Below are 22092 nucleotides of genomic sequence, written 5' to 3'. Positions count from 1 at the left end.
GGAAATGCGAAACGGCCGCACCGGTTTGGCGCGCGATGTCGCCGCCGGCGGGCGCTTGGTGGATACTCTCAATGTGTCCTCCAAGCTCAAGGTGGCGGTTCTGATCGCGGGAATTCTGACTGCGCACGTCTTCGTCTGTGCACAGCAGCAGGATCCCGCATGGCGACCAGCAATACAGACCGCGGCGAGGATAGCACCACAGGCCCGGATCGTAGTGGTACGGATCAGCGATGGGCATCAGGTCGCGTCGCGTCATCTCGAGGAGGCGGCTAGGACCTTGGCAGCGCCGGGGTCGACGCTGAAGCCCATTGTGCTTTATCAGATGCTCACGGCTGGTATGTGGAGTGCGGACCAGCGAGTTCCCTGCTCCGGCGATCTTGAGATCGGAGGAAGGCGGCTGGCGTGCTCGCATCCCTCTGCGCGGCCGTTCAATGCGCAGGAGGCGCTGGCGTGGTCGTGCAACACTTATTTCGCGCAGGCGGCGCGAGCCGTTGTGCCGAGCAAGCTTCCCCAGATGCTGCAAACCCCAGGCTTGCTCGCGCAGACTGGATTGACCAGCGGCGAGGCCACGGCGGAGTTCCGCGCACCGCGCACAACTGAAGAGGCGCAGCTCACGGTGCTCGGAGTGGATGGAATTCGCGTGACCCCTCTGGAATTGGCCGCGGCGTATCGATGGCTCGCTCGGGAATTGGAGGCAAACGCCGGGAGCGTGGCCGCGAGAACCGTACGAGGCGGATTGGCTAAAACGGCGACCTTCGGGATTGCGAAAGGTGCAACGGCTCTCGGGGCGTCGGTGATGGGAAAGACAGGGACGGCCGAGGGCGCCGATTCACCGCAGACGCACGGATGGTTTGTCGGGCTAACGCCGGCTCTGACGCCGGAGTTCGTCGTGGTGGTTTATCTTCCGGTGGGGCATGGAGCCGATGCAGCAGCGGTCGCGGGCGAAGTGCTTGCGCACGCGCCCGTGGAGCGGAAATGAGGATAGCGGGCTTGCTCGGGTGGGCTTGTGCGCTTCTTGCAATCGCTGCCGCACCGCGCCTGATTGCTGCGCCGGCACGCGCAACACTCCATGTGGGCATGTGGACGCTGTGGCATGACAAGGAAGTTCATTTAACGACAGGGGGCAAGGCAAGCCTCTGCGTCGGCGGGAACGGAGCGTGCAGGCCAATTGCAAGGCCGCTTGTGGTTCGTGTGGATGGCGCCGATCGGATCAAACTTGCGAATGCGGATCGAACCGAGGTCATGGGCTCGCTACGGCTCTCAGGCACGATCACGCTTTCGGCACATGGGGAAACGAAGACGCTGCCATATCCCGTGACAATTACCGCGAGCAGCGGCTCGCTGCGCATAGCCGTCACGCTGCCGGTGGAGCGCTACGTGGAGCAGGTGGTGGCGAGTGAGAGCGGGCCTGCCGACACAATGGAGTCGCTGAAGGCGCTCTCAATTGTGGTGCGCTCGTACGCGCTGCATGAGTCTCATGGACACGCAGAGTATGATGTGTGCGATTCGACTCATTGCCAGTTGCTGCACTGGAACGAAGCTTTGCCGCGCAGGGCGGTCGCGCACCGGGCGACGTTGGAGACGGCAGGCGAGACGCTTTGGTTTCATGGCAGGCGCGCCCTGGCGTACTTCAACAAGGATTGTGGTGGCCATAGCGCTGCGATGAACGAAGTGTGGCCGAAGGCTGCTGCAATTCCCTATCTGAGTGCGCGTGTGGATCGCTGGTGCACCGGTACCGGACAGCAGTGGGCCACGGAATTGACGCGAGATGAGGTTGCGGCCGCGCTTGCAAAGAAGGGCCTGTCATCACCGGGATGGCAGCGCCTCACGGTGGAGCGCCGCGCGGAGTCGGGGCGCGTGGTTACGGTGCGCCTTGACGGCACCACGGTGGCGGCGGAAGATTTTCGCATCGCCGTTGGCGAAACACTGGGATGGAACAAGATTCCCAGCACGTGGTTTGAGGTGAGCCAGAACGGCGACAGGCTTCACGTCCACGGCCGCGGATGGGGACACGGAGTCGGCCTTTGCCAACGCGGCGCTGCTGTGATGGGAGACAAGGGCAGGAACGCGGCCGAGATTCTCGCGCAGTATTTTCCCGGCGCGCAAGCGGCAGACGAGTCAACTGGGAAACCGTGGATTGCGCGCGCAGGCGAAGGGTTCTTGCTGGAGACACTGGAGGGCGACGATCGCAGGTTTCTGAATGACGTGGCACGGGCCCGCGCAGAGGCTTCGCATCGATCGGGGCTGAACGCGAGCGCGCCAATTACGGTGCGGGCATTCGCTTCGATCAGCGCCTTTCGCGATGAGACGCTGGCACCGGGTTGGGTAGCGGCGTTTGCCGAAGGCGACTGGATTGCGACGCAGCCGCTCAGCACGCTGGCTGCGCGGAATCTGCTAGCCTCAACCCTGCGGCATGAGTTTCTGCATGCTCTGGTTGAGCAGCAGACGGGACCAGCGGCACCGCTGTGGCTGCGCGAGGGGCTGGTCGAACTGTGGTCAGCATCCGACCAGGGCGCTGCGATACGTCAACGCAGAGCAGCGTTCAGTTTTGACACAGTCGAAGCGAGCCTCAGACATTCCGATACGGAAGCGCAGTCAGAGGCTGCCCACCGTGAAGCGGCGATTTACGCGGCGAAGCTTGTCGATCGCTTCGGACGCGATCAGGTGCTTCAGTGGCTGCGATCAGGCGTTCCCACTGAGGTTCTCGTCGGCATTGCCCACCGGTAATGGACGGCCTTCGAGGCGGCCCGAAATGATCGCTGCGGGGCTGGACGGTGAAGCTTCCAGTGGGCTGATGACAAGCGCTGCGGACCACGCGAGCGCAAGAATCCAGCAGAGCACCGAAACGATGTAAGCGGCAATCAGTTTCAGAATGACTCGCCAGACCTGCGCCTGTACCGAGCCCTTGGGGTCGCCAACAAAGAAATACCTGGGCAAAACGTCGCCAATGAGCGCAAGGAGGAGCACGACGAGCCACCAGCGCCACGCGATCCAGACACGCAGGATACGCCGCCAGGGACCGCGCCGAAGGCCGTAAAAGGCCGTGCAGCCGAGCGGCAGCAACACGCCGGGAACAAGCACCCAGCGCAGCAACCATGCAGCGTAATCGAAACCCTTTGATAAGTGATCATAAGTGAGAATGCGCGACCGCATATCGGGATCGAAACGCGAATTGAGATACATCGCCCACTGATAGTCGTTTGCATCGAATCGGTCGATGAAGTTCCAGAGAATCCATCCGATCGCGATCCACAGGAGTAGCGTGAGTGCCCCGAGGGCCAGCGAAACCTCGTGCTGCTCCGGTTCGGCGGGTTCTCGCAGAAGCGAACGGAGATAGGCGGCCTGCAATGCCAGGAATCCCGCAGCGACGAGCAACGGCACGAAAAGAGTCAAGGCTACTTCAAACGCGTTCTTCTCGGGAATGCGCGTCCAGAGCAATCCGATAGAGATGAGAACGGCGATGCCAACGAATTGCAGCGCAGCCCACAGCCTTGCACCCAGCAGCCGGCGCGCGCCGAGTACGAGGAGGTCTCGTGTAGTAGAGAGGAATCGGACAGTCATGGGAGCACCTCGAGCGCCGCGGGATCGCTGCTGGTTTGCGTGTCGGGCTGATACATCGGACCCGCAACGGCGGGGCTGATGGTGAACTTGCCGGGATTCACCACCTTGAGAAGATAAACGTATTCGCGCCGGCCGCTGAATTCCGTGTTGAAGAAAGCAGCGCGGTCGTCGTGGAACTCCTTGCGCGTAAACCAGTCGGCCCACCAGTCCGGCTTGTGGTTGAGCGTGTAGAGGCTTGCATTGGGAACGAACTCGGTTCCGGCAGGAATCGGGTCCTCCGCGAGAACGTAGCTGAAGCTGCTGCCGCCGATAGCGAGCCGCACCGCGATCACGTCGCCGATGTGCACCGGGCCGCTGAGCGGAGCAAGATCGTAGGTGATGGGATCGGTTGGCTTGTCCTGCTTCTTCTGGAGGATGTAGTAGTCGCGCGTGATGTTGAGCGCGACAGTTCCCTTCTGGTACTGGCGCTTGTCAGTCGAGTACCAGGAGTTCTCCGCGGACCAGTATGTAATGCCGTTGCCGGATTTGCGGATTGTGATTTGGCCGCCGTTCGCAACCTGATCTCCGCTGAGCTTGACGCGCCATGGCGATCCAAATGCGTCCGCGGGGCCGAAGTGGCGCTTGCCCACGCTGGTTCCGTTGACGAGGACCTCGACATCGGACTCGTTGGCCAGTTCACCACTGAGAGCAAGATAATCTGTGAGTCCTTCAATGACGAGCGCGGTCTGCTTGGTCGTATACCAGTAATCGCCGTCGCGGTGCTGAGCCAGCCAGCGTGCCGACTTGCTGAGCAGGCCGCTCTGCGGCTTTTGATGCACAAGGAGCTTGAGCGCGAAAGCCGTGGTCTCGCTGGACGTGTCGTACCAGTATTCGAGCAGGCCGTCGTAGTTCGAATCCCAGTGGGCATCGCTGTCTGTCACGTTGGCTTTCTTTTCCAGCAGCTCTGCAGCTTCCTTCGCGCGCGCGTCACCGGCCGCGTCGAAAGCGAGGCCGAGGAGCGCGAGGCCTTCATCAGTTAGCTTGTTGCGATCAGTCCACGCACGGTTCATCGCCTCTTTGGGTGCGTCTCCCGTAGTTGCGAGAGCGTAGACAACATACGCGCGCAGATCGGGAACCATGTTGGGGTGATTGGCGAGAGCCTTCGCCAGCCAGGCGCGGCCTTTGTCGAACTTGTCTTTATCGATCTCGTGGCTCGCCTTGGCCTGGCCGAGGCCGCTCACAACGTAGGCAGTCATGAAGACGCGACTGGGATCATCGGGCCACCAGCCCCACCCTCCATCGTCATGCTGGAAATCCTGCAGACGCTCTATGCCTGCGGAAACCATGTCGTTGAGCGTCTTGGGATCGATGGGCGACTTGAGGTGCAGCTTGTCCACTGCCTCCGAAACGATGAGGTCCGGCAGGAAGCTCGACATGGTCTGCTCCGTGCATCCCCACGGATAGCTGGTGAGGTAGTCGAGCGCATCGAAAACGGTTCCGGCAACGGAAGGCGCAATCGTTACAGTCAAGCCGCGAGTTCCTGCATCGGATTGTGCCGGATACGCGAACGACCATTGGTTCTGCCCTGCGCCGGAGTAGACCACGCCGGTGCCCGCCGCGCGCTGCTTCACGCCGAAGGGCAGAATGGGCAGCGTCATCTCGAGCGCGTCAGACTCTTCATTCGTTAGCGCCTTCGCAGTGAGGGTCGCCGTGCCGGTAGTCTTCGATCGCACGCGCCAATCGACATAGCTCTCGCCCTTGGCGGGAATCGTAACCTTCTGCGTCTGACCTCTGATAATGTCGAGCCCCTGCATATCGAGCGCGAAAGTGACTTCCTTTGCTGACTCGAGGTAGTTATGCGCGATGACGCGCAGCACCGTCTCATCTCCCTGGCGGAAGAAGCGCGGCGCGGCGAGACGCACGATAAGATTCTTGCGCACCAGCACGCGAGTAATCATCGCGCCGGCTTTGCCATCGTCTGTCATAGCGCGCACGGTAGTGCGCCACGTGGTGAGCGCATCAGGAAACGCGAACTGCACGCGCGCGTGGCCCTCTGGGCCGGTGCGCACGTTGGGATTCCAGTAAGCCGTGTCTGGGAATGCCTTGCGCACCTTGGGCATTACGAGATCGGAACCGGGTTTCACCTGCGACATGCGCGGATGGTAGAGCCCGGCGGCGGTGTTCAGTTCCGCGAGCAGCGGGCTCTTCGTGCCGGCCTGGCCCGAGAAGTAGAACTCGAACGAAGACTGCGTCTGCAGGTAGACGTAGCGCGAAGGATAGAACGCGCCAACGATGTCGCCGCTCTGATCGGGCCGCACCGAGTAGAGCGCTTCGTCAACTTCGCCGAAGCTAATGTCGGCCTGAACCGGGTTACCGTTCGAGTCGGCCGTGAAGACATCAAATGTGCCGGTTTCGCCGGGCAGGTACTTCTGCTTGTCGGGTGTAGCAGTAATGGTAAGCGTCCGCTCAGTCAGCGGAACCTTCAGCTTCTTCTGCGCGGTCGCCACCTGGTCATCGTGGACAAGGATTGCCGTTACCACCACGTTGGGCGCCGACTGCGCGGTAATGGGCACGTCGAAAGCGGCGGAATCCCCGCTGCCATGCACAATGCGCCGCGATTGCACGCTGTTGCCCTCCACGGTGACGACCGCCCAGGACTCCTTCAGTCCCGTGACGAGGAGCAGATGCGCGGTGTCGCCCACCTGGTACGACTTCTTATCGGCGACGATCTGGATCTGCGTGTTCTCCTGATAGGCCTGTCCTGCACCGTTCCAGACCCACACCCATGTATCGCCTTCTACTGTGCGCTGCTCGGGAGTCTGCGCTGTCGCGGCGATTTTGAAGTCGCCGCTCGATCCGATCGGAATATCGACAAGCACGGTGCCATCCGCGCCGGTGTTTGCATCGCGCGTTGCAGCAGTCGTTTTGGAGTACTCATGCGTGACACTGTCCCATTTCTGTAGAGTGGAAACCAGGTGAACCGCGGTCTGCACAGGTTTGTTGTCGTAGTCCTGCGCCGTGACCTTCACGCGCACCGGCTGTCCGCCCTGGACGACATAGCTGACCGGCTCAACGTTGATGTGGAATGAGCCGTAGGTGGCGAGCACAGTTGCGTGCCCACTGACCTCGCGATTAGCAGCGTCCGTCACACGCGCTTCAATGCGGAAGTTCTGGTCCTCATGCTTGGGATCGAGGGAAACCGGCAGGCTTATGGCAAGCCGCCCATTCGCATCAAGAACACCCTCATGCTCTTGCTGCTCCGTTGCGCCGTAGGTGTCGTCTTCCTCGGGATACGAGCCTTCTCCCTCGCTTCCGCCTGCATTGTCGTCTCCCTCATCTTCCTCGCCCCACCAGTAGTGGGTTGAAGTGTGGACAACGTACTTCACCTTCGCGCCCGGCACCGGCTCGCCAAAGAAGTAGCGAGCCTCAATGATGGCCTGCAGGGTATTGCCCTGGACAATGCGCTGCGCGGCGGGCTTCACCGTCACCTGGTACTCGGGCTTCTTATACTCCTGCACCTCGAAGTTTCCGTAACCGAAGCCTCCATAGCCAGCCGGTTGATCCTTCATCCTGAGGCGAATGCTATAGAACCCCAGGGCAGCATCGGACTCCAGATTCAGGTCTGTGGTGACCGTTCCGTGCGCCGATACGGGTAGATCCTTTTCGAAGACAGTTTTGCCGCCGCCTTCAATCGTCATCGTGACGGACGGCACTTGCGGCAGTACGACGGTGTCATTCACATCGCGGCGAACGATGCCTTTGATATGGACGGTGTGCCCGGGACGGTAGACTGGCCGATCAGTGTAGACATACGCATCCAGATCATTGCTGTTCTGCGAATGGAACGAATAGCCCCAGGGCGTGACCAACGCTGCGTCGTCGCCGTGGCGTGCGAGAATCCAGACATTTTCGGGCTCGGCGCCCTGCTCGCCGCCGCGCACCTCCATGGTGAGATTCGCGAGGCCGTCATTGTCCGTCTTGCCGCTGGACTGCTGCTTGCCGCCGGCCCACATCACTACATCGGCATCGGCCACAGGCGCGCCGGTCTTGCGATCGGCGACAAATAGACTTGCTCCCTGTCCGCCTCGCTCCACCACAGCTATGGAGGTGACCACCGCAACCGTATAGGCCTTGTAGGTTCCGTCCGTCGCCTCGATCAGGTACACGCCCTTGCCCAGCCCCTCGACCGGCAACTGCTGCGTTTCGCTCACGACGGCTGGCGGCGTTTGAAGTTTCCATTTCGCGACAAGCTGGCTCTGGTTCAGGATCGGGATCTGCGCGAACTGCGTAGCGCCGACGATGCGGCTGCGCTTGCCGAGTTTCCCCTGCTGCTCGCGAAAGGTGTCGCGCGCGCCGTCAGTGAACTGGCCGCGGAAGAAGTGCCGCACCGTCCACCAGAGGTGCGCCTTCCAGTCGTGGATGCGTTCAAGCCACGTGCGCTGGTCTATCTGCTCGGCGGGTGACTCGCCGTGTTCGCCAAAGCTGTGCGGATCCTTGAGGCCGGCGAAGAACTTCTCCAGGTCGTTCACCTTGTAGACGCGGAATTCGAACTCCGGAACATTGCGCGAGAAAAGCTGGATCTTGACGCTCTCGCCCGGAGAGAACGTGCGCGAGGTCGAAAGAGAGAACGAGCGGGGCGCGTCCTTGGCCGCGGCGGCGGCGCACAGGACGAGAAACAGCACGGAAACCACCAGCTTGCGCGGGTTCATTGGGTTCCTCGAAGGATATTCCAGCGGTAGACACCAAGAAAATTAGGATTGGCGGGCAGAGGGCGCCACTCCGGTTCGGGATGGTCAATCAATTCCGAGATGGCAACCCGGCGAAGCTCGCCAGCCTCGCCGTGGTTTGGACCCGTGTCGTAGACAACGCGAGCGTCAGGGCCAGCCTGCGCAACGATCATCGAATGCCACGGCGACGAGTGGCCGAGTTGCCGGTAAAACAGCAAGTCGCCGGGAAGCGCAGCGCGCACGTCGCGGCTGACGAAGAAGGCGTTGCGCTCCACGAGCGTCTTGGCATCGGCGAATTCAGCGAAAGCGCCCGAGGTAACATCGGAATCCTGAAAATCACCGGGCTCCACACGGAAGAGTCCGCGTCCCAGCGGCGTGTTGGGATATTGCCACGCGCGGATTTCGCCGGGAGGAGGCGCGACTTCGATCCCAGTGGCCATGAACCACAGCTCGTCATGACGGCGGAAAGCTTCGCGATAAGAGTAGCGGAGGAGGCTTGCGCAGTCGACGATCTCCGCCGGAACTTCATTGCGCGGACGGATGGCCTGGTATTCGGCAATGAGCGTGAACCAGCGGCGGAAGGCTGCCTGGTCAGCGGCATCGTTGAGGCGCAGGAAGTCTGGTGTGCCGTCGCCGAAGGTGTCCGTCCAGGCAATGCGCGATTGCGCGGCAGTCGCCGGTACCGTCCGAGTTTGATGGGTGCGGCTGCTGAGAGAGCCTCCGGTGGGGCTGGTGAGCCGCAGCATAAGGAACACCGTCATCAGCGCAAGAACGGCTGTAAAGGCGATAGCCATCCTCGGGGCCGGGCGCTTGGCCACACGCGAAACCACGAGACGTCGGGCGCGGAGGGTCACTTACTTGGCGAGTCGAGTCGTACATATCCTAGCGCGAAATCGAAATCCTGCCATCCAACCTTTGAAAATTATTTTTGGCTCAACTCGCTGGCCGATTCCTGGTCCAGAAACAAGGTCGCGCCCGGATGCGTTCGCAGGATTGTTGCCGGGCATGCGGTCGAGACGGGCTCGGTCAGAGCGCGGCGAACGATGGCTGCCTTGCGGATGCCGGGCACGGATGCGATCAGCCTCGGTACACGCATCAGCGCAGGAATAGTGAGCGTGATCGCCGACTCCGGAACGTCCGCCAAGCCCTCAAACCAGCCCTCCGCAACCTGCTGCTCCTTGCATTGCTGATCAAGTTCGACGACCTTGGCATCGACCGGATCAGAGAAGTCGGCGACTGGCGGATCATTGAATGCGAGGTGGCCGTTCTCGCCAATTCCGAGCAGGCAGAGTTGCGGAGCCGCCGTGCGAAGCTGGTCGGCATAAGCGGCTGCGGTACGGTGAGGATCCAGCGCGTTTCCGTTGATTTCGTGGAACTGCCGCAGGGGCACGCGGTCCGCGAGCTTCTCGCGCATGTAGCGTCGAAAAGAGGCTGGGTGAGTGACGGGAAGACCGATGTATTCGTCCATGTGAAACCCGGTGATCCGTGGCCAGGGGACGCCTTCCGTGGATGTCAGCGCGGCAAGTGTTTCAATCTGCGATGCACCCGTTGCAAAGATGACGGCGAGGTCTGCCTGGCTCTCTTGCAGGGCGATCAGTGCTTCGGCGGCAACGCGCGCGGCGGCCTCACCGGCGGCCTCGCGGGTGGGATAAATCTCTACGGAAAGCTCGTCGAATTTGAGCCGCTTCGGTTCAGACGACATGGGCCGAAGTTATCACAGGCGGCGAGGTTCGAGTTCCCCGTCGGCTGCGCGTGCATCTTTAGGATGTAAGTGAAAGAAGGTGGCCGATGGCACAGAACGAATCCGAACCGCGCATTCAGAATCTGCCGATTGGAACCGGCGCCATTGGCAAGCGAATTGAAAGCGATTCGATGGGCGAGATCGCCGTCGCTGCCGATCACTACTGGGGCGCGCAGACCGAGCGTTCCCTGCATCACTTCGCCATCGGCACCGATCGAATGCCCATTGAGGTATGCCGCGCCTACGGCTACGTCAAGAAAGCCGCCGCGCTGGTCAATGGCGAATTCGGTCTCCTGCCGGAATGGAAAGCGAATCTGATCGCCCGCGTGTGCGACGAGATCATCCGCGGCGAACTCGACGCCGAGTTCCCTCTGTTTGTGTGGCAGACCGGCTCCGGCACGCAAACCAACATGAACGTGAATGAAGTAATCAGCAATCGCGCAATTCAGTTGGCCGACGGCAAACTCGGCAGCAAAGATCCCGTTCATCCCAATGAGCACGTCAACCTATCGCAATCATCGAACGACACCTTCCCCGGCGCGATGCACATTGCCACGGTGCTCGCATTCCATGAGCAGCTGATTCCGGCCGTGAAAGCCCTGAAGGACGTGATCCAGTCCAAGGCACGCGAGTGGATCGACGTAGTGAAGCTCGGCCGCACGCACCTGCAGGATGCAACGCCGCTCACGGTAGGCCAGGAGTGGTCCGGCTATGCCGCGCAGCTTGAGGATTCGATGGCGATCATCCACGATTCGATCAGCCGCCTCTACCCGCTGGCGATCGGAGGGACAGCAGTCGGAACGGGCCTGAACGCGCCGCCTGAGTTCGGGACGAAAGTCGCCGAAGAGATCGCCCGCATGACCGGCCGTCCGTTCGTCACGGCACGCAACAAGTTCGCGGCACAGGCCTCGCTCGACCCGATGGTGAATGCCAGCGCGGCTCTGCGGATGCTCGCCGTGGCACTGATGAAGACCGCCAATGACCTGCGCTGGCTCGGCTCCGGCCCGCGCGCCGGCCTCCACGAGCTGATCCTGCCTGAGAACGAGCCGGGCAGCTCCATCATGCCGGGCAAGGTGAATCCCACGCAGCAGGAGGCCATGGTGATGGTGTGCATCCAGGTAATCGCGAATGACACGGCCGTAGCCTTCGCGGGCTCGCAGGGAAACTTCGAGCTGAACGCCATGCGCCCCATCGTGATTTGGAACGTGCTTCAGTCGGCGCGTCTGCTGACCGACGCCTGTAATCGATTCCGCGAGTTCGGCGTGGAAGGCATCACGCTCGACCACGAGCGCGTTCAGAAATACGTCAACGACTCCCTGATGTTGGTGACCGCACTCAGCCCGGCGATCGGCTACGACAAGGCGGCGCAGATTGCACATCGCGCCATGGAGGAGAATCTAAGTCTGCGCGAAGCGGCGGTGAAAAGCGGGTTCATCAGCGCCGAAGACTTCGACCGCATCGCGGATCCTGCGAAACTGGTCGGCAACCCGCGCCTCTGAACTGAGCCGCCGGCGAAGCTGATTCGCCGACGGCTGAAAACTGACAACTGAAAACCGACAACTGCTTTATTGCGGATTGCGATAACAAATATTCTCGCCGCGAAGCTGGTACTCCGCGGAGCAGAAGTCGCCGCCGCAGATCATGGGCTCGCCGCCGCAAAGCTGCCGGCGGGTAATCAGCCCCATGGTTCCGCAGCGCGGACAGGACATGACGGCGACGTAAGGGTTTTGGGCATTCCCCAGCGAGGTCTGGTTTTCGAGAACGAAAACCGTGCCGGGGTCCATTCTCTCGGGGATCCATTCTTCCAGGAACTGCAAGTCGGCTGACATCCTGCCCTCCCTAAGGGTTGAGATGCGAGCAAGCCGATGCGATGATCCGCTCCGACTCCGTTGAGGCAACACGAGCAGCTGCGAGAGTCAACCCGGAGTATTGGACGCCTCCGGGTCGAAAACAGTGTTGCCCGGTGCCGAACGGTTCGTCAATCAGAATCGCATCAGGGAAGTTACTGAGGTGGGTTCCTATGTCGGATATTCAACTTTGGGAGCAGATAAAGGGCCGCTCTCCGCGGCCCCTTTTGTTTCCTTAGACTCAAAATCACTGCTTACGCGAAGCGATGCCAATTTTGGCTTGCGCCGCGGCAGCAGCGTCGATCCCGCGATAGATCTCCTCGTTGCGCAGAATCGCCTGCACGTAATCACGGGTCTGCGTGAACGGGATGGACTCAACGAACTCGTCCATACCGCGATATGGTCCGGCTGCCTGCCAGTCCACCACCCGCGAGTCACCGGCATTGTACGCTGCCAGCGCGTACTCCTGTACGCCACCGAACTTGTCCAGCATCTGCCGAAGGTAGCGTGTGCCCAGCCGGATATTCGTCTCGGGGTTCAGGAGTTGATATGTCTGGAAACCCGAGATGCCTTCCTGCCGCGCCAGAGACCTACCCACGCTGGGCTCAATCTGCATGAGCCCGTATGCGTTGGCGTAGGAGATCACCGATGGGTTGAATTCTGATTCCTGCCGGATCAGCGAAGCTACCAGATACGGGTCCAGCCCGTTCTTCGCGCTCTCTGTCTTCACCGTGTCCCACCACGCTTCCGGGAAAAGAATTCGCCAGTACGCCAGCGGGATGGACTTGATAGGCGCCGAAGTGGCATACGGCAGAGCCTTCTTCAGCGAGCGCATCGCTCGATACGTCTCGCCGAACGAAGCGTAAATCTGCGCCTCGGCCAGCGCGCCCCATGAAGCGTAGTCAGGGTCAGCCGCGAGTTCCTGCCCGATGAACTCGTTCAGCCCGGCATTCGCGATCAGGCGAGCCTTGGCGATGTGCGGTGAATCGGCCGGGAACGTATCCACCAGGTGCGGCACCGGTGGAGGCTCATAGCCATCCATCTGCTGCGACACCAGTTCCGGCTGGCCGAGCACCTTAAGTCGCTCACGCGACATTTGCGCATAGAAGTAGTGCTGGTAACGAGAGACCACGGCACGATAGTTCGCCGCGGCCTGCGCAGGCTTCTTGTCCTGCATCTCGTAAAGCCGGCCCCGCCAGTATAGCGCTGCCGCGCGTTCCGTATCGTCCGGGAAAAGCTTGATCTGCTCGTCGAAGATACGCGCTGCATCCGTAAAGTTCCCCTGGCGATAGAGCAGCCACCCGGCGCGCCAGTGCGCGGCGGCGGAGTTGTGGTTCGACGGGAAGTGCGTCGCCAGATAGGAGTAGTAGTTGATTGCCTGCGGATAATCGCGCCGCAACATATACATGTTGCCGCTGGAGAACAGAGCCTCTGCCAGCCACTGGCTTTGCGGGAAGCGCGATTTCAGGTTCTCAACCAGCTGCTGCTGCTCGCCATCATTCTGCGCGCTGCGAGCCAGCTCCATCATCAGATACAGCCGTCGGGCGCCGTTGTCATCGTTGCTGTCGGGAAGTGCTCGCGCCTGTGCCTCGGTCAGCCGCTTGAGCTTCAGATCGCACGCTGCCGCGGCCACCGCGAAGCTGTTGCGCAGGTTCGCATCGATCTGCGTATTGCGTGCCAATGCGTGGTACTGCTCTGACGCAAGCTGGTACCGCCCTGCGTTGTAATAGGCATCGCCCAGGCTGCGCAGTTCGGCGGGAGTCAGGCTGCTCTCAGCGCCCATGGCTGTCAGGCGAGCGCGCGCCACCTCCGCCTCTGGAGTCAGCGGATGGCTCAGCAAAAGGTGCTTAAACAGCCGCAGAGCCTCATCGTTCTGCTGGATCGCAAACGCGATCTTCGCGGCAGTCAGCTCGTAGTTCGGCTTGTCCTTGGCAATGTCGGCGATCGTCAAAAGCGCGCGTTGGGCGGCCGTGGGGTCGCCCTGGGCCAGCAGCACGTTGGCCTCAAGTTCCGGCGCCTCCACTTCGAAAACGCTGTCCGGATACCGGTTGTTGAAACCCTTCAGCAGCCCCTCGGCTGCCGAATCGTTTTGCTGCGCGTGCAAGCACTCGGCAGCCAGGAAGTCGGCGTAGTCGTCGAGCTGGTCGCCGTTCTTTTTGGCCTGCGTGAAGGCCGAGACGGCATCCCCAAAACGCTTGTCGTTCTGGTAGGCACGCCCCAGCGAGAGATACGCCGCCGCCGCCGCATCCCCGCTGTGGCGCTGGGCATAACTCGTCACCCCGGCGTAGGCTGCCGGAGTGCGCATGGTCTGGAGCTGCGTGGCCATGGGCCGCAACTCCGACGACGCCACGAACGCCTGCTTCAGCCTGGCTGTCCGGGCGCGACGTTCCGCCGGCGTTCCGCGATGGCGGGACTTGCGGGCCGTCGCCTTCTTCTTGGATGTTGTGGAAGTATGCTTCTTTTTGGTCGAACTCGAAGAACCGTGCGAACCAGCACTACTCGAGCCTTGTCCTGAGATGGGGACCGCGGCAACCAGCAGACAAATCAATCCAACCAGGCAGGCCTTACCGAGCCTGGAGGGGAAAAATGGGGAAATCAGCACCCTCATACAATCAATGTATGCCGGTTTCGTCCCCCATGACAGCGGCATGCATCACCGCAGTCACTTCCGCGGGGTTTGGGATGTGGGTTCCCTGCCCATTTCAGCCGGAATGCGCCTGCCCGCCCCAGCTCCGTCCTTTAGAATGGACCTAGCGGCCCCCTGCGGTGAACCGTACCGCGGAATTACGCAACCAACTCGCATGGCGACCATCCAACCCATAGCAGAGAACGAGCAGCACCCCGACATTGCCCTGGTAGAAAGGGTACGCGCCGGTGATGTCTCGGCCTACGACACGCTTGTCCGTAAGTACGAGCGGCAGATCTTCCGGATTTCGATGCGCATCACGCAGAACCGGGAGGACGCCGAAGACGTTACGCAAGACACGTTCGTGAAGGGGTTCGAGAAGCTCGATCAGTTTCAGGGGAACTCGAAGTTTTACACATGGTTGGTCAGAATCGCAGTCAACGAGAGCTTGATGCGGTTGCGCAAGCGACGCACCGGCAAGATGGTTTCTATCGACGAGGACGTCGAGACGGAAGAGGGCAGCGTGCCGCGCGATCTGGCCGACTGGGCGCCCGATCCGGAGCAGAACTACAGCCAGGCCGAGCTCAACAAGATCCTCGACAAGACCATCAAGGGATTGCCCCCGGGCTTCCGGGTCGTGTTCGAGTTGCGCGACGTGCAGGGTCTCTCCACAGAGGAGACCGCCGAAGCGCTGGGACTGAGTATTCCCGCAGTGAAATCAAGACTTTTACGCGCACGGCTTCAGTTGCGCGAACGGCTCACCCGCTACTTCAAGCGGAAGCGGGCGGCCGCATCCTCCGATGGACGGAAGGGGTAGAGAAATGACCTGCTCAGAGTTTCTTGCCCTGCTTGACGATATGCTTGACGACGCCATCAGGCCCGAGCTGCGCCAGGAACTGCAGCAGCACCTCGAGTCCTGTGATCACTGCGAAGTCACCCTCAACACCACCCGAAAGACCATCCAGATCTACCGTTCGCAGCAGATCTACGAGATGCCTGCCGGGTTGCGCGAGCGGCTCCACGCCGCAATCATGGCTCGCTGTAAAAAGGGCTGTTGACGCCGACGCGCTCGATGGCCTCCCGCCAGCTTCCTTTACCTGTCGATTCCCTTCTCCCTGAAATCGTCGCATCGCTCGCGCGCACGCCAAACCTCGTCCTGGAGGCGGAGCCGGGCGCCGGCAAAACGACGCGCGTTCCGCCAGCCTTGCTCAACGCGGTCACCGGCGACGTGCTGGTCCTGGAGCCGCGGCGCATCGCCGCGCGGCTGGCCGCAAAGCGCGTGGCATGGGAACTGGGCGAAGAGCTGGGCCAGACAGTCGGCTTTCAGGTCCGCTTCGAGCGCATTGCAGGCCCGCAAACCCGACTCCACTTCCTGACGGAAGGGGTGCTGACGCGTCGCCTTCTCTCCGACCCAGAACTCGAAGGCGTGGACGCCGTCGTTCTCGACGAATTCCACGAGCGGCATCTTGAAACCGACCTCGCCCTGGCTCTGCTGCGGCGGCTGCAACAGCGTCGGCCCGATCTTCGCATTGTCGTGATGTCGGCTACGCTCGACACCGGCCCCGTTGCGCAGTTTCTCGGTGGCTGCCCGGTCCTCAAATCAAGCGGAAAGGTCTTCGATCTAACTATCGAACATACCGACTACTCCGCCGCGCCGCTGCACGAGCAGGTGCGGAATGCGTTGGAACAAGTCCTTCGCGAGCCGGATGCGGGCGAGGTCCTCGTCTTCCTTCCAGGCGCGGCAGAGATCCGCCGAGCCGCCGCGGGATGTGAGCCTGTTGCCCGCGCATGCAACCGCCTGTTGCTGCCGCTCTACGGCGACCTGCCCACGTCCGAGCAGGATCGTGCAGTGGCTCCCGCAACACAGGCCAAGGTGATTCTCTCGACGAACGTTGCCGAGAGTTCGATCACGATCGATGGCGTGCAGACCGTAATCGACAGCGGCTTGGCCCGCATGGCCAGCTACTCACCGTGGACCGGCCTGCCGACTCTCCGAGTGGGTCGCGTGAGCAAAGCCTCTGCTCGCCAACGCGCTGGGCGCGCCGGACGGACGGCGCCAGGCCGTGTCATCCGGCTCTACTCCCAGATGGACTACCAGGGGCGCGCCGATTTCGATACTCCCGAAATCCTGCGCAGCGATCTGACCCAGATGTGCCTAGCCCTGCGCGCCATGGGGATTCGTGATCCAAACGACATCGCATGGCTGGATGCACCTCCCGCCGAAGCAATCGATCACGCCGAGAAGCTGCTGGAGCGCCTTGCAGCCACAGAGGCAGATGCGCGCGAACTCATGCGCTTGCCCCTCCATCCGCGCTTATCGCGCATGATCGAAGCCGCCTCCGAGCGAGGTGCAGGCCGCCCTGCTTGCATTGCTGCTGCGATACTGGCTTCCGGCGAGCGCGTTCAGCACAACGATCTTCTCGATGCCCTTGATGAGCCGCTCGGCAGTGCAGCCCAGCAGCAACTGCGGCATCTGTTGCGGATCGCCAAGCCGCACCGGCCCAACACGCACGACGACAATCCGCTGCTGCAAGCCGTATTGCTTGGCTTTCCAGATCGCGTTGCGCAGCACAAAGGCGGCAACCAGGTCATGCTCGCGAGCGGCAAAGCAGCGGAGATCGTCGGCAAACCGCCATCCTCTCAACTGCTGGTTGCGCTCGACGTAGAGGACCGCACCGAGAAGCCTCTGCCGCAGGTTCGTCTCTTCGCCCGCATAGAGCCCGAGTGGCTTCTCGACTACTTTCCCGAGCATGTTCGCGACGAAACAGCGGTCATCTGGAACCGCCAGGCAGAGCGCGTAGATGCAGCAAGCCGGCTCCTCTATGACGAGTTAATTCTGCAGGAATCGATCGCCGCGCCAGATGCCGATGCAGCAGCTACGCTATTGGCAGACAAAGCCATGGAAGCAGGAATCGGCCGCTTCGTCGACGCGGACCTCATCGAAGACCTTGCCGGACGACTCGAGTTCGCCGGCGTTGCTCCTGCGGAAATCCAGCAGAGCTTCAGAGCGTTCTGCGTGGGCCGCCGCAGCTTTGCCGAGTTAAAGAAAGATGGCGCGAGCTTTGTGCCGTGGCTCGAGCAGCGATTCGAACCGCACATCCTGCGTGAAAACGCACCTCGCACTCTGCGCCTCAGAGGCGGCCGCCAGGTGAAGATCCACTATGAGCCCGGCAAGACCCCGTGGATCGCATCCCGCCTGCAGGACTTCTTCGGCATGGATGAAACTCCGCGCATCGGCCCGCGCCGCGTGCCGGTAGTGCTGCATCTGCTTGCGCCCAATCAGCGACCGGTGCAGACAACAACCGACCTCGCCGGATTTTGGGAGCGCCTCTATCCGCAGGTACGCCGCGAACTCATGCGCCGTTATCCAAGGCACGCGTGGCCTGAAAATCATCGCGGCTGATCCCGCGCGTCACGAGATCAGCCGCGAATCCCGCCGCTAGGCGCCTTCGCAGAAAACGTCAGGCACATCGATGCCAAGAGCTGTCGCCAGATCGTGCTGGTGCTCCTGCTCCTGAGAGATGATGGTGCGCAGCTGCTCAGCCAGCGCATAGTGGCCCAGACCCTCTGCCTGCTTCACGCGGCGGCGATAGTTCTTGATCGTCTCAGTCTCGTTGTCGAGATCGAAGCGGATCATGTCCTCGGGCTTCTCGCTCAGCTTCACCGGCTTCGGCGTATTGGTAGGCATCCCTCCCAGATAGTCAATCTGGTCCGCAATGATCAATGCATGCTGCAACTCCTGGGCAGCATGCAGTTTCAACTCGGCCGCAATCGACATCCACTGCGCGCCCTTCAGCACGTTGCTGTAGACGGTGTAGGCGATGATCGCCTGGTATTCGCGTGCGAGATCCTCGTTCAAGTCGTTGATAAGATCCTCAATCGCTTTCTTGCGATCCTGATCGGCTTTCTTTTCGGGCATTCGTAAACTCCCCTTTCAGATAGAAAGACAGGAACTTAGATGCGCGAATGCCCGTGAATGTCGTAAGCGCGCCGCCCCAGGTCTCTAACCGGCAAAACACGCCGCTCTCGCAGCCAAACCGAAATGACAAATGAAAGACAAGTCGCTGACAAACAGACGGTTGCGCCCTTCGTATGCTGTCGCCAGTCGTTGAAAAGGAACAAGACCCATGAGACTGATCGATTGGCAGCGTGGCTTCCTGTTGTCGTGCATTTTGCTTCTGAGCGCCCTCGGAAACAGCCAGGCCCCCGGCACTGGCGCCATCCGCGGAATGATCTACGATCCCGCAGGGCGCACGGTGCCGAACGCGACGGTGAGCGTGGAACAGCAAGCGACGCATGCGCTTCGCAGCACGATCAGCGATGCGGCAGGCGCCTTCGAGGCTCCTCTACTGGCGCCAGGGAATTACGTAGTCCGCGTCAGCGCTGATGGATTCGCGCAGAGCCGCTCCCAGGCCATCGCCGTGGTGGTCAGCGAAACAAGCTCCGTTGAGATCCGGCTCGCGCTCGCAGCGGCAAAAGCGACCGTAGAAGTCACCGCCAACGAACAGATCGCCACCACCGAAAGCTCCGCTCTTGGGCGCGCCGTCGACGAGCAGGCAATCACAGCACTGCCGCTCTCAAACCGCAACTTCACGCAGATTCTCTCCCTCTCGCCCGGCGTCACGGTAGGTCTGCCTGACGCCACCCAGCCCGGGCGCGGCACCCAGGATGTGATTGCGAACGGAGGTAAGACGACCGCCAACAACATCCAGTTCAACGGAGTGGACGCGAACAACCTGGCGCAGAACTCTGCCGCATCGGATGGCGAAGAGGTCGGCGTTGCGGTGCCAGCGCCCGACACCATCCAGGAGTTCAAAGTCCAGACCGGCAACTACGATGCGACCTACGGCCGCGGCACCGGCGCCAACGTTGACGTCGTGAGCAGAACAGGAACCAACCGCTTCCATGGAACCGCATGGGAGTTCCTGCGCAACGATGCTCTCAACGCGAACGATTTCTTCTCGAAGCTGACCGGCCAGCCCAGACCCGTACTCAAGCAGAACCAGTTCGGAGCGGCTCTGGGCGGCCCCATCCTTCGCAACAAGACCTTCTTCTTCGTCGCCTATCAAGGCCTCCGCTCAAGCAACGGCGTAGGCACGGAACTCACCACGTTTCTTCCACAGCTCACGTCTGATCGCAGCGCCGCTACGCTGGGTGCGCAGTTCTGCGCGTACCCCACAGCGGCCGGCGGCACGCAGCTAAAGTGCAATGGCTCCAACATCAACCCGGTGGCGCTGAAACTGCTGAATTTCAAGCTGCCGAACGGCCAGTTTGCCGTTCCGAGTCCCCAGATTCTGCTGCCCGCTGACCCCGGACAAATGCCCATCGGAGAATCGACCTACGCAACTCCAGCTACATACAACGAAGACCAATACACGGGCGACTTTGACCATAGCTTCTCGAATAAGAACACCGCGTCGGCACGCCTGTTCTATTCGCGCGCGCCGACCGTCAATCCTTTCTCGCCCAACGCAGCAAACGTGCCCGGATGGGGCACCAATGAAGTCGACAAGAACGTCATGGTCGTCGCATCCGACACCCACGTCGTCAACAGCAACCTCATCAACGTCGGCCGCCTCGGATACATGCGCTTCGATGGCAAGTCCTCTGTTGAAGCGCCCATCCTCGCAAGCGATGTCGGCACACAATCGCCCACCGGGCTCGCCGGTCCCGGCATTCTCGCACCCGGCGTCACCGTCGACGGACTCTTCACCATCGGCGACGCAGGCACGCCCTCGCAGACGCAGCGCACCAACAGCTACATCGCGCAGGACACGGTCTCGCTCACCCGCCGCAGGAATTTCATCCGCTTCGGCGCCGAGGTGAAGCGTCACCAGGTTATGATCGACGCCCCCTTCGCCGCTTCCGGCCTTCTCGACATCCGTACCTTCAGCGACTTTCTCCTAGGCCAGAGCGCGCAGCAAAACGGCAGCCCTAACGGGCTCAGCAACGTGACGTCAAGCGGCGGAAGTTCCGGCATCTTCCGCAAAGACGAGCGCTACTCCGACTTCGCGACATTCGTGCAGGATGACGTCAAACTCACCCCCTCCCTCACGATCAACGCTGGCCTGCGTTATGAAGTCTTCGGCCCTCCCTCAGAGATTCACGGCCGCCTCGTCACTTTCGACCCAACCATCGCGACACTGACCGCGCCGGCAACCGGCACCCTGAGCGGCTTCGTCGTAGCATCTAATTTTCCTGACTCGGTGCCCCAGGGCGTGAAGCAAACCGACAGGCGCGGTGTATGGCCGACACGATACACAGACGTATCGCCGCGTTTCGGCTTCGCGTATCACGCTTCGAATCACCCGGACCTCGTCGTGCGCGGCGGTTACGGAATCTACTTCGACCGCCTTGCTGGCGGCCTCGCCGAGAATCTCGTGAGCCAGCCGCCATTCTCAACCATCCAGCTCTTTTCTGGATCGCAGAATGGAGGCGCCAGCCTGACCACGCCCTTCAATCCTCTGCTGCCCAGCGCCGAAAGCTATCCCATCTTCATCCAGCGCATCCCCGCCATCAAGAACTGCGATCCAAGCACGTCGAACTGCGGCGGCGGACCAACCGTCGTAGGCCTTTCGACAAAAATGGTCGATCCCTACACCCAGGAATACAACCTCAACGTGCAGGTCGGCATGGGTTGGAACACGCTCGCCGAGATTGGTTACGTCGGCACGCGCACGCTCCACGTCGCTGGCTGCGCAGAGTTCAACCAGTCGCTGCTTGCGAGTGCCTCCGCTCCGGTCTATGGCGAAACCATCAACAGCGCCGGCAACGTGGTGCTGCGCGCGCCCTATCAGGGCATCGCCCCGGGCTCGCTTGAATGCGCCACCGCGTACGACTCCAACTACAACGGGCTTCAGGCCAGCGCAACCAAGCGTCTGAGCAAAGGCTTGCAATTCCTCGGTAGCTACACCTGGTCGCGCACGCTGGATCAAACAAGCGGTTCATCCGGAAGCCAGGTGTTCGAGCTGTGGCTGCTCACAAACGATCAGCGTAATCCCCGTCAGAGCTACGGCCCCACTGACTTCGACCGCACGCATCGCGGAGTATTCAGCTTCACCTACGACATCCCCGGCGCAAGAACCTCGTCAGCCTTCGTGCGCACCCTGACCTCCAACTGGCTCGCCTCAGGAATCCTCGTCCTCCAATCCGGCACGCCCATCACTGTCCTCGACTTCGGCGCCGGCGCCGTGTATGGCAACTACCCGTTTGAGAATCGTGCACAACTCAGCGGCAAGCGCATCGCCACGCCAGGCTCACTGTACTCGCGCGTCATCGGCACGTACCTCGATGCCAACGGCTTTACGGATGCTCCACTTGCTCCGAACGCCGCTGGCCCCGGAGATACAGATTTCGGCAACAGCGGTGTCGGCGTCGTGCGCGGCCCAGGACAGCGCAATATGGATCTCGCCATCGAGCGTACGATCCCAATCCTCGAACAGCACAGCGTCCATGTGCGCGGCGAGTTCTTCAATTTGACGAACACACCGAACTTCGCGAACCCACTCAACATCGTCAACTTCGGACCTGCATTCGGAAAGATCACAACAAAGTCGAACAACCCTCGCATCATCCAGATCGCGTTGAAATATCAGTTCTGAACATGGAAGG

Annotated in this window: 14 protein-coding genes; 7 read left to right on the top strand and 7 right to left on the bottom strand. The window is 61.4% G+C overall.

The window, feature by feature from the left end; all coding sequences use genetic code 11:
• The first annotated feature begins 4 nt into the window (after positions 1-4).
• Positions 5-979 carry a penicillin-binding transpeptidase domain-containing protein gene (locus tag MOP44_RS17120; RefSeq protein WP_260791454.1) on the top strand — a complete coding sequence of 325 codons (975 nt, stop codon included), beginning with the start codon at positions 5-7 and terminating at the stop codon, positions 977-979.
• The gene (locus MOP44_RS17115) at positions 976-2727 is read left to right on the top strand and encodes a SpoIID/LytB domain-containing protein (RefSeq protein ID WP_260791452.1); all 1752 of its coding nucleotides are present in this window, start codon (positions 976-978) and stop codon (positions 2725-2727) included. The genes MOP44_RS17120 and MOP44_RS17115 overlap by 4 nt, the downstream gene beginning before the upstream one ends.
• Here MOP44_RS17115 and MOP44_RS17110 read toward each other — a convergent pair.
• The 4 genes from MOP44_RS17110 to MOP44_RS17095 form a co-directional block, all read right to left on the bottom strand.
• On the bottom strand, positions 2683-3561 hold the full coding sequence (locus MOP44_RS17110; protein ID WP_260791450.1) for a hypothetical protein: 879 nt from the start codon (positions 3559-3561) through the stop codon (positions 2683-2685). The two genes, MOP44_RS17115 and MOP44_RS17110, sit on opposite strands and share 45 nt — an antisense overlap.
• On the bottom strand, positions 3558-8249 hold the full coding sequence (locus tag MOP44_RS17105) for an alpha-2-macroglobulin family protein (protein WP_260791448.1): 4692 nt from the start codon (positions 8247-8249) through the stop codon (positions 3558-3560). Before MOP44_RS17105 ends, MOP44_RS17110 begins: the two co-directional genes overlap by 4 nt.
• On the bottom strand, positions 8246-9121 hold the full coding sequence (locus MOP44_RS17100; RefSeq protein ID WP_260791446.1) for a DUF1175 domain-containing protein: 876 nt from the start codon (positions 9119-9121) through the stop codon (positions 8246-8248). Before MOP44_RS17100 ends, MOP44_RS17105 begins: the two co-directional genes overlap by 4 nt.
• A gap of 68 nt (positions 9122-9189) precedes the next feature.
• A complete protein-coding gene (locus tag MOP44_RS17095; RefSeq protein ID WP_260791444.1) occupies positions 9190-9969 on the bottom strand; it encodes a glucosamine-6-phosphate deaminase in 780 nt (259 codons plus the stop codon).
• A gap of 86 nt (positions 9970-10055) precedes the next feature.
• Between MOP44_RS17095 and fumC the strand changes: the two genes are divergently transcribed.
• A complete protein-coding gene (gene fumC / locus MOP44_RS17090; RefSeq protein ID WP_260791442.1) occupies positions 10056-11507 on the top strand; it encodes a class II fumarate hydratase in 1452 nt (483 codons plus the stop codon).
• 66 nt (positions 11508-11573) lie between these two features.
• Here the strand turns inward: fumC and MOP44_RS17085 are convergent, their stop codons facing one another.
• Both MOP44_RS17085 and MOP44_RS17080 read right to left on the bottom strand, forming a co-directional pair.
• Positions 11574-11837, bottom strand: a complete 264-nt coding sequence (locus MOP44_RS17085; protein WP_260791439.1) for a hypothetical protein — start codon at positions 11835-11837, stop codon at positions 11574-11576.
• Between the two features lie 265 nt (positions 11838-12102).
• Positions 12103-14181, bottom strand: a complete 2079-nt coding sequence (locus MOP44_RS17080; RefSeq protein ID WP_260791437.1) for a transglycosylase SLT domain-containing protein — start codon at positions 14179-14181, stop codon at positions 12103-12105.
• A 475-nt stretch (positions 14182-14656) separates the two neighbouring features.
• Here MOP44_RS17080 and MOP44_RS17075 point away from each other — a divergent pair, with 475 nt between their 5' ends.
• From MOP44_RS17075 to MOP44_RS17065, 3 genes are read left to right on the top strand one after another with little or no spacing between them, the layout of a single operon-like run.
• Positions 14657-15298 (top strand): sigma-70 family RNA polymerase sigma factor, encoded by a 642-nt coding sequence (locus tag MOP44_RS17075; protein ID WP_260791435.1) that lies wholly within the window; start codon positions 14657-14659, stop codon positions 15296-15298.
• A 4-nt stretch (positions 15299-15302) separates the two neighbouring features.
• Positions 15303-15539: an anti-sigma factor family protein gene (locus tag MOP44_RS17070; RefSeq protein ID WP_260791434.1), complete on the top strand. Its 237-nt coding sequence runs from the start codon at positions 15303-15305 to the stop codon at positions 15537-15539.
• Positions 15536-17884, top strand: coding sequence for an ATP-dependent RNA helicase (locus MOP44_RS17065; protein WP_313901014.1), 2349 nt, complete (start codon positions 15536-15538; stop codon positions 17882-17884). The genes MOP44_RS17070 and MOP44_RS17065 overlap by 4 nt, the downstream gene beginning before the upstream one ends.
• Positions 17885-17920: 36 nt before the next feature.
• Here MOP44_RS17065 and MOP44_RS17060 read toward each other — a convergent pair whose 3' ends face one another.
• Positions 17921-18400, bottom strand: coding sequence for a ferritin-like domain-containing protein (locus MOP44_RS17060; protein ID WP_260791432.1), 480 nt, complete (start codon positions 18398-18400; stop codon positions 17921-17923).
• A 208-nt stretch (positions 18401-18608) separates the two neighbouring features.
• On the opposite strand from MOP44_RS17060, the gene MOP44_RS17055 reads away from it, so the two are divergent.
• Positions 18609-22082: a TonB-dependent receptor gene (locus tag MOP44_RS17055; RefSeq protein WP_260791430.1), complete on the top strand. Its 3474-nt coding sequence runs from the start codon at positions 18609-18611 to the stop codon at positions 22080-22082.
• The last annotated feature ends 10 nt before the right edge of the window (positions 22083-22092 follow it).

It is taken from the genome of Occallatibacter riparius (genome assembly GCF_025264625.1).
Classification (GTDB): Bacteria; Acidobacteriota; Terriglobia; order Terriglobales; family Acidobacteriaceae; genus Telmatobacter; species Telmatobacter riparius.
This window is presented reverse-complemented; position numbering and strand designations above follow the sequence as displayed.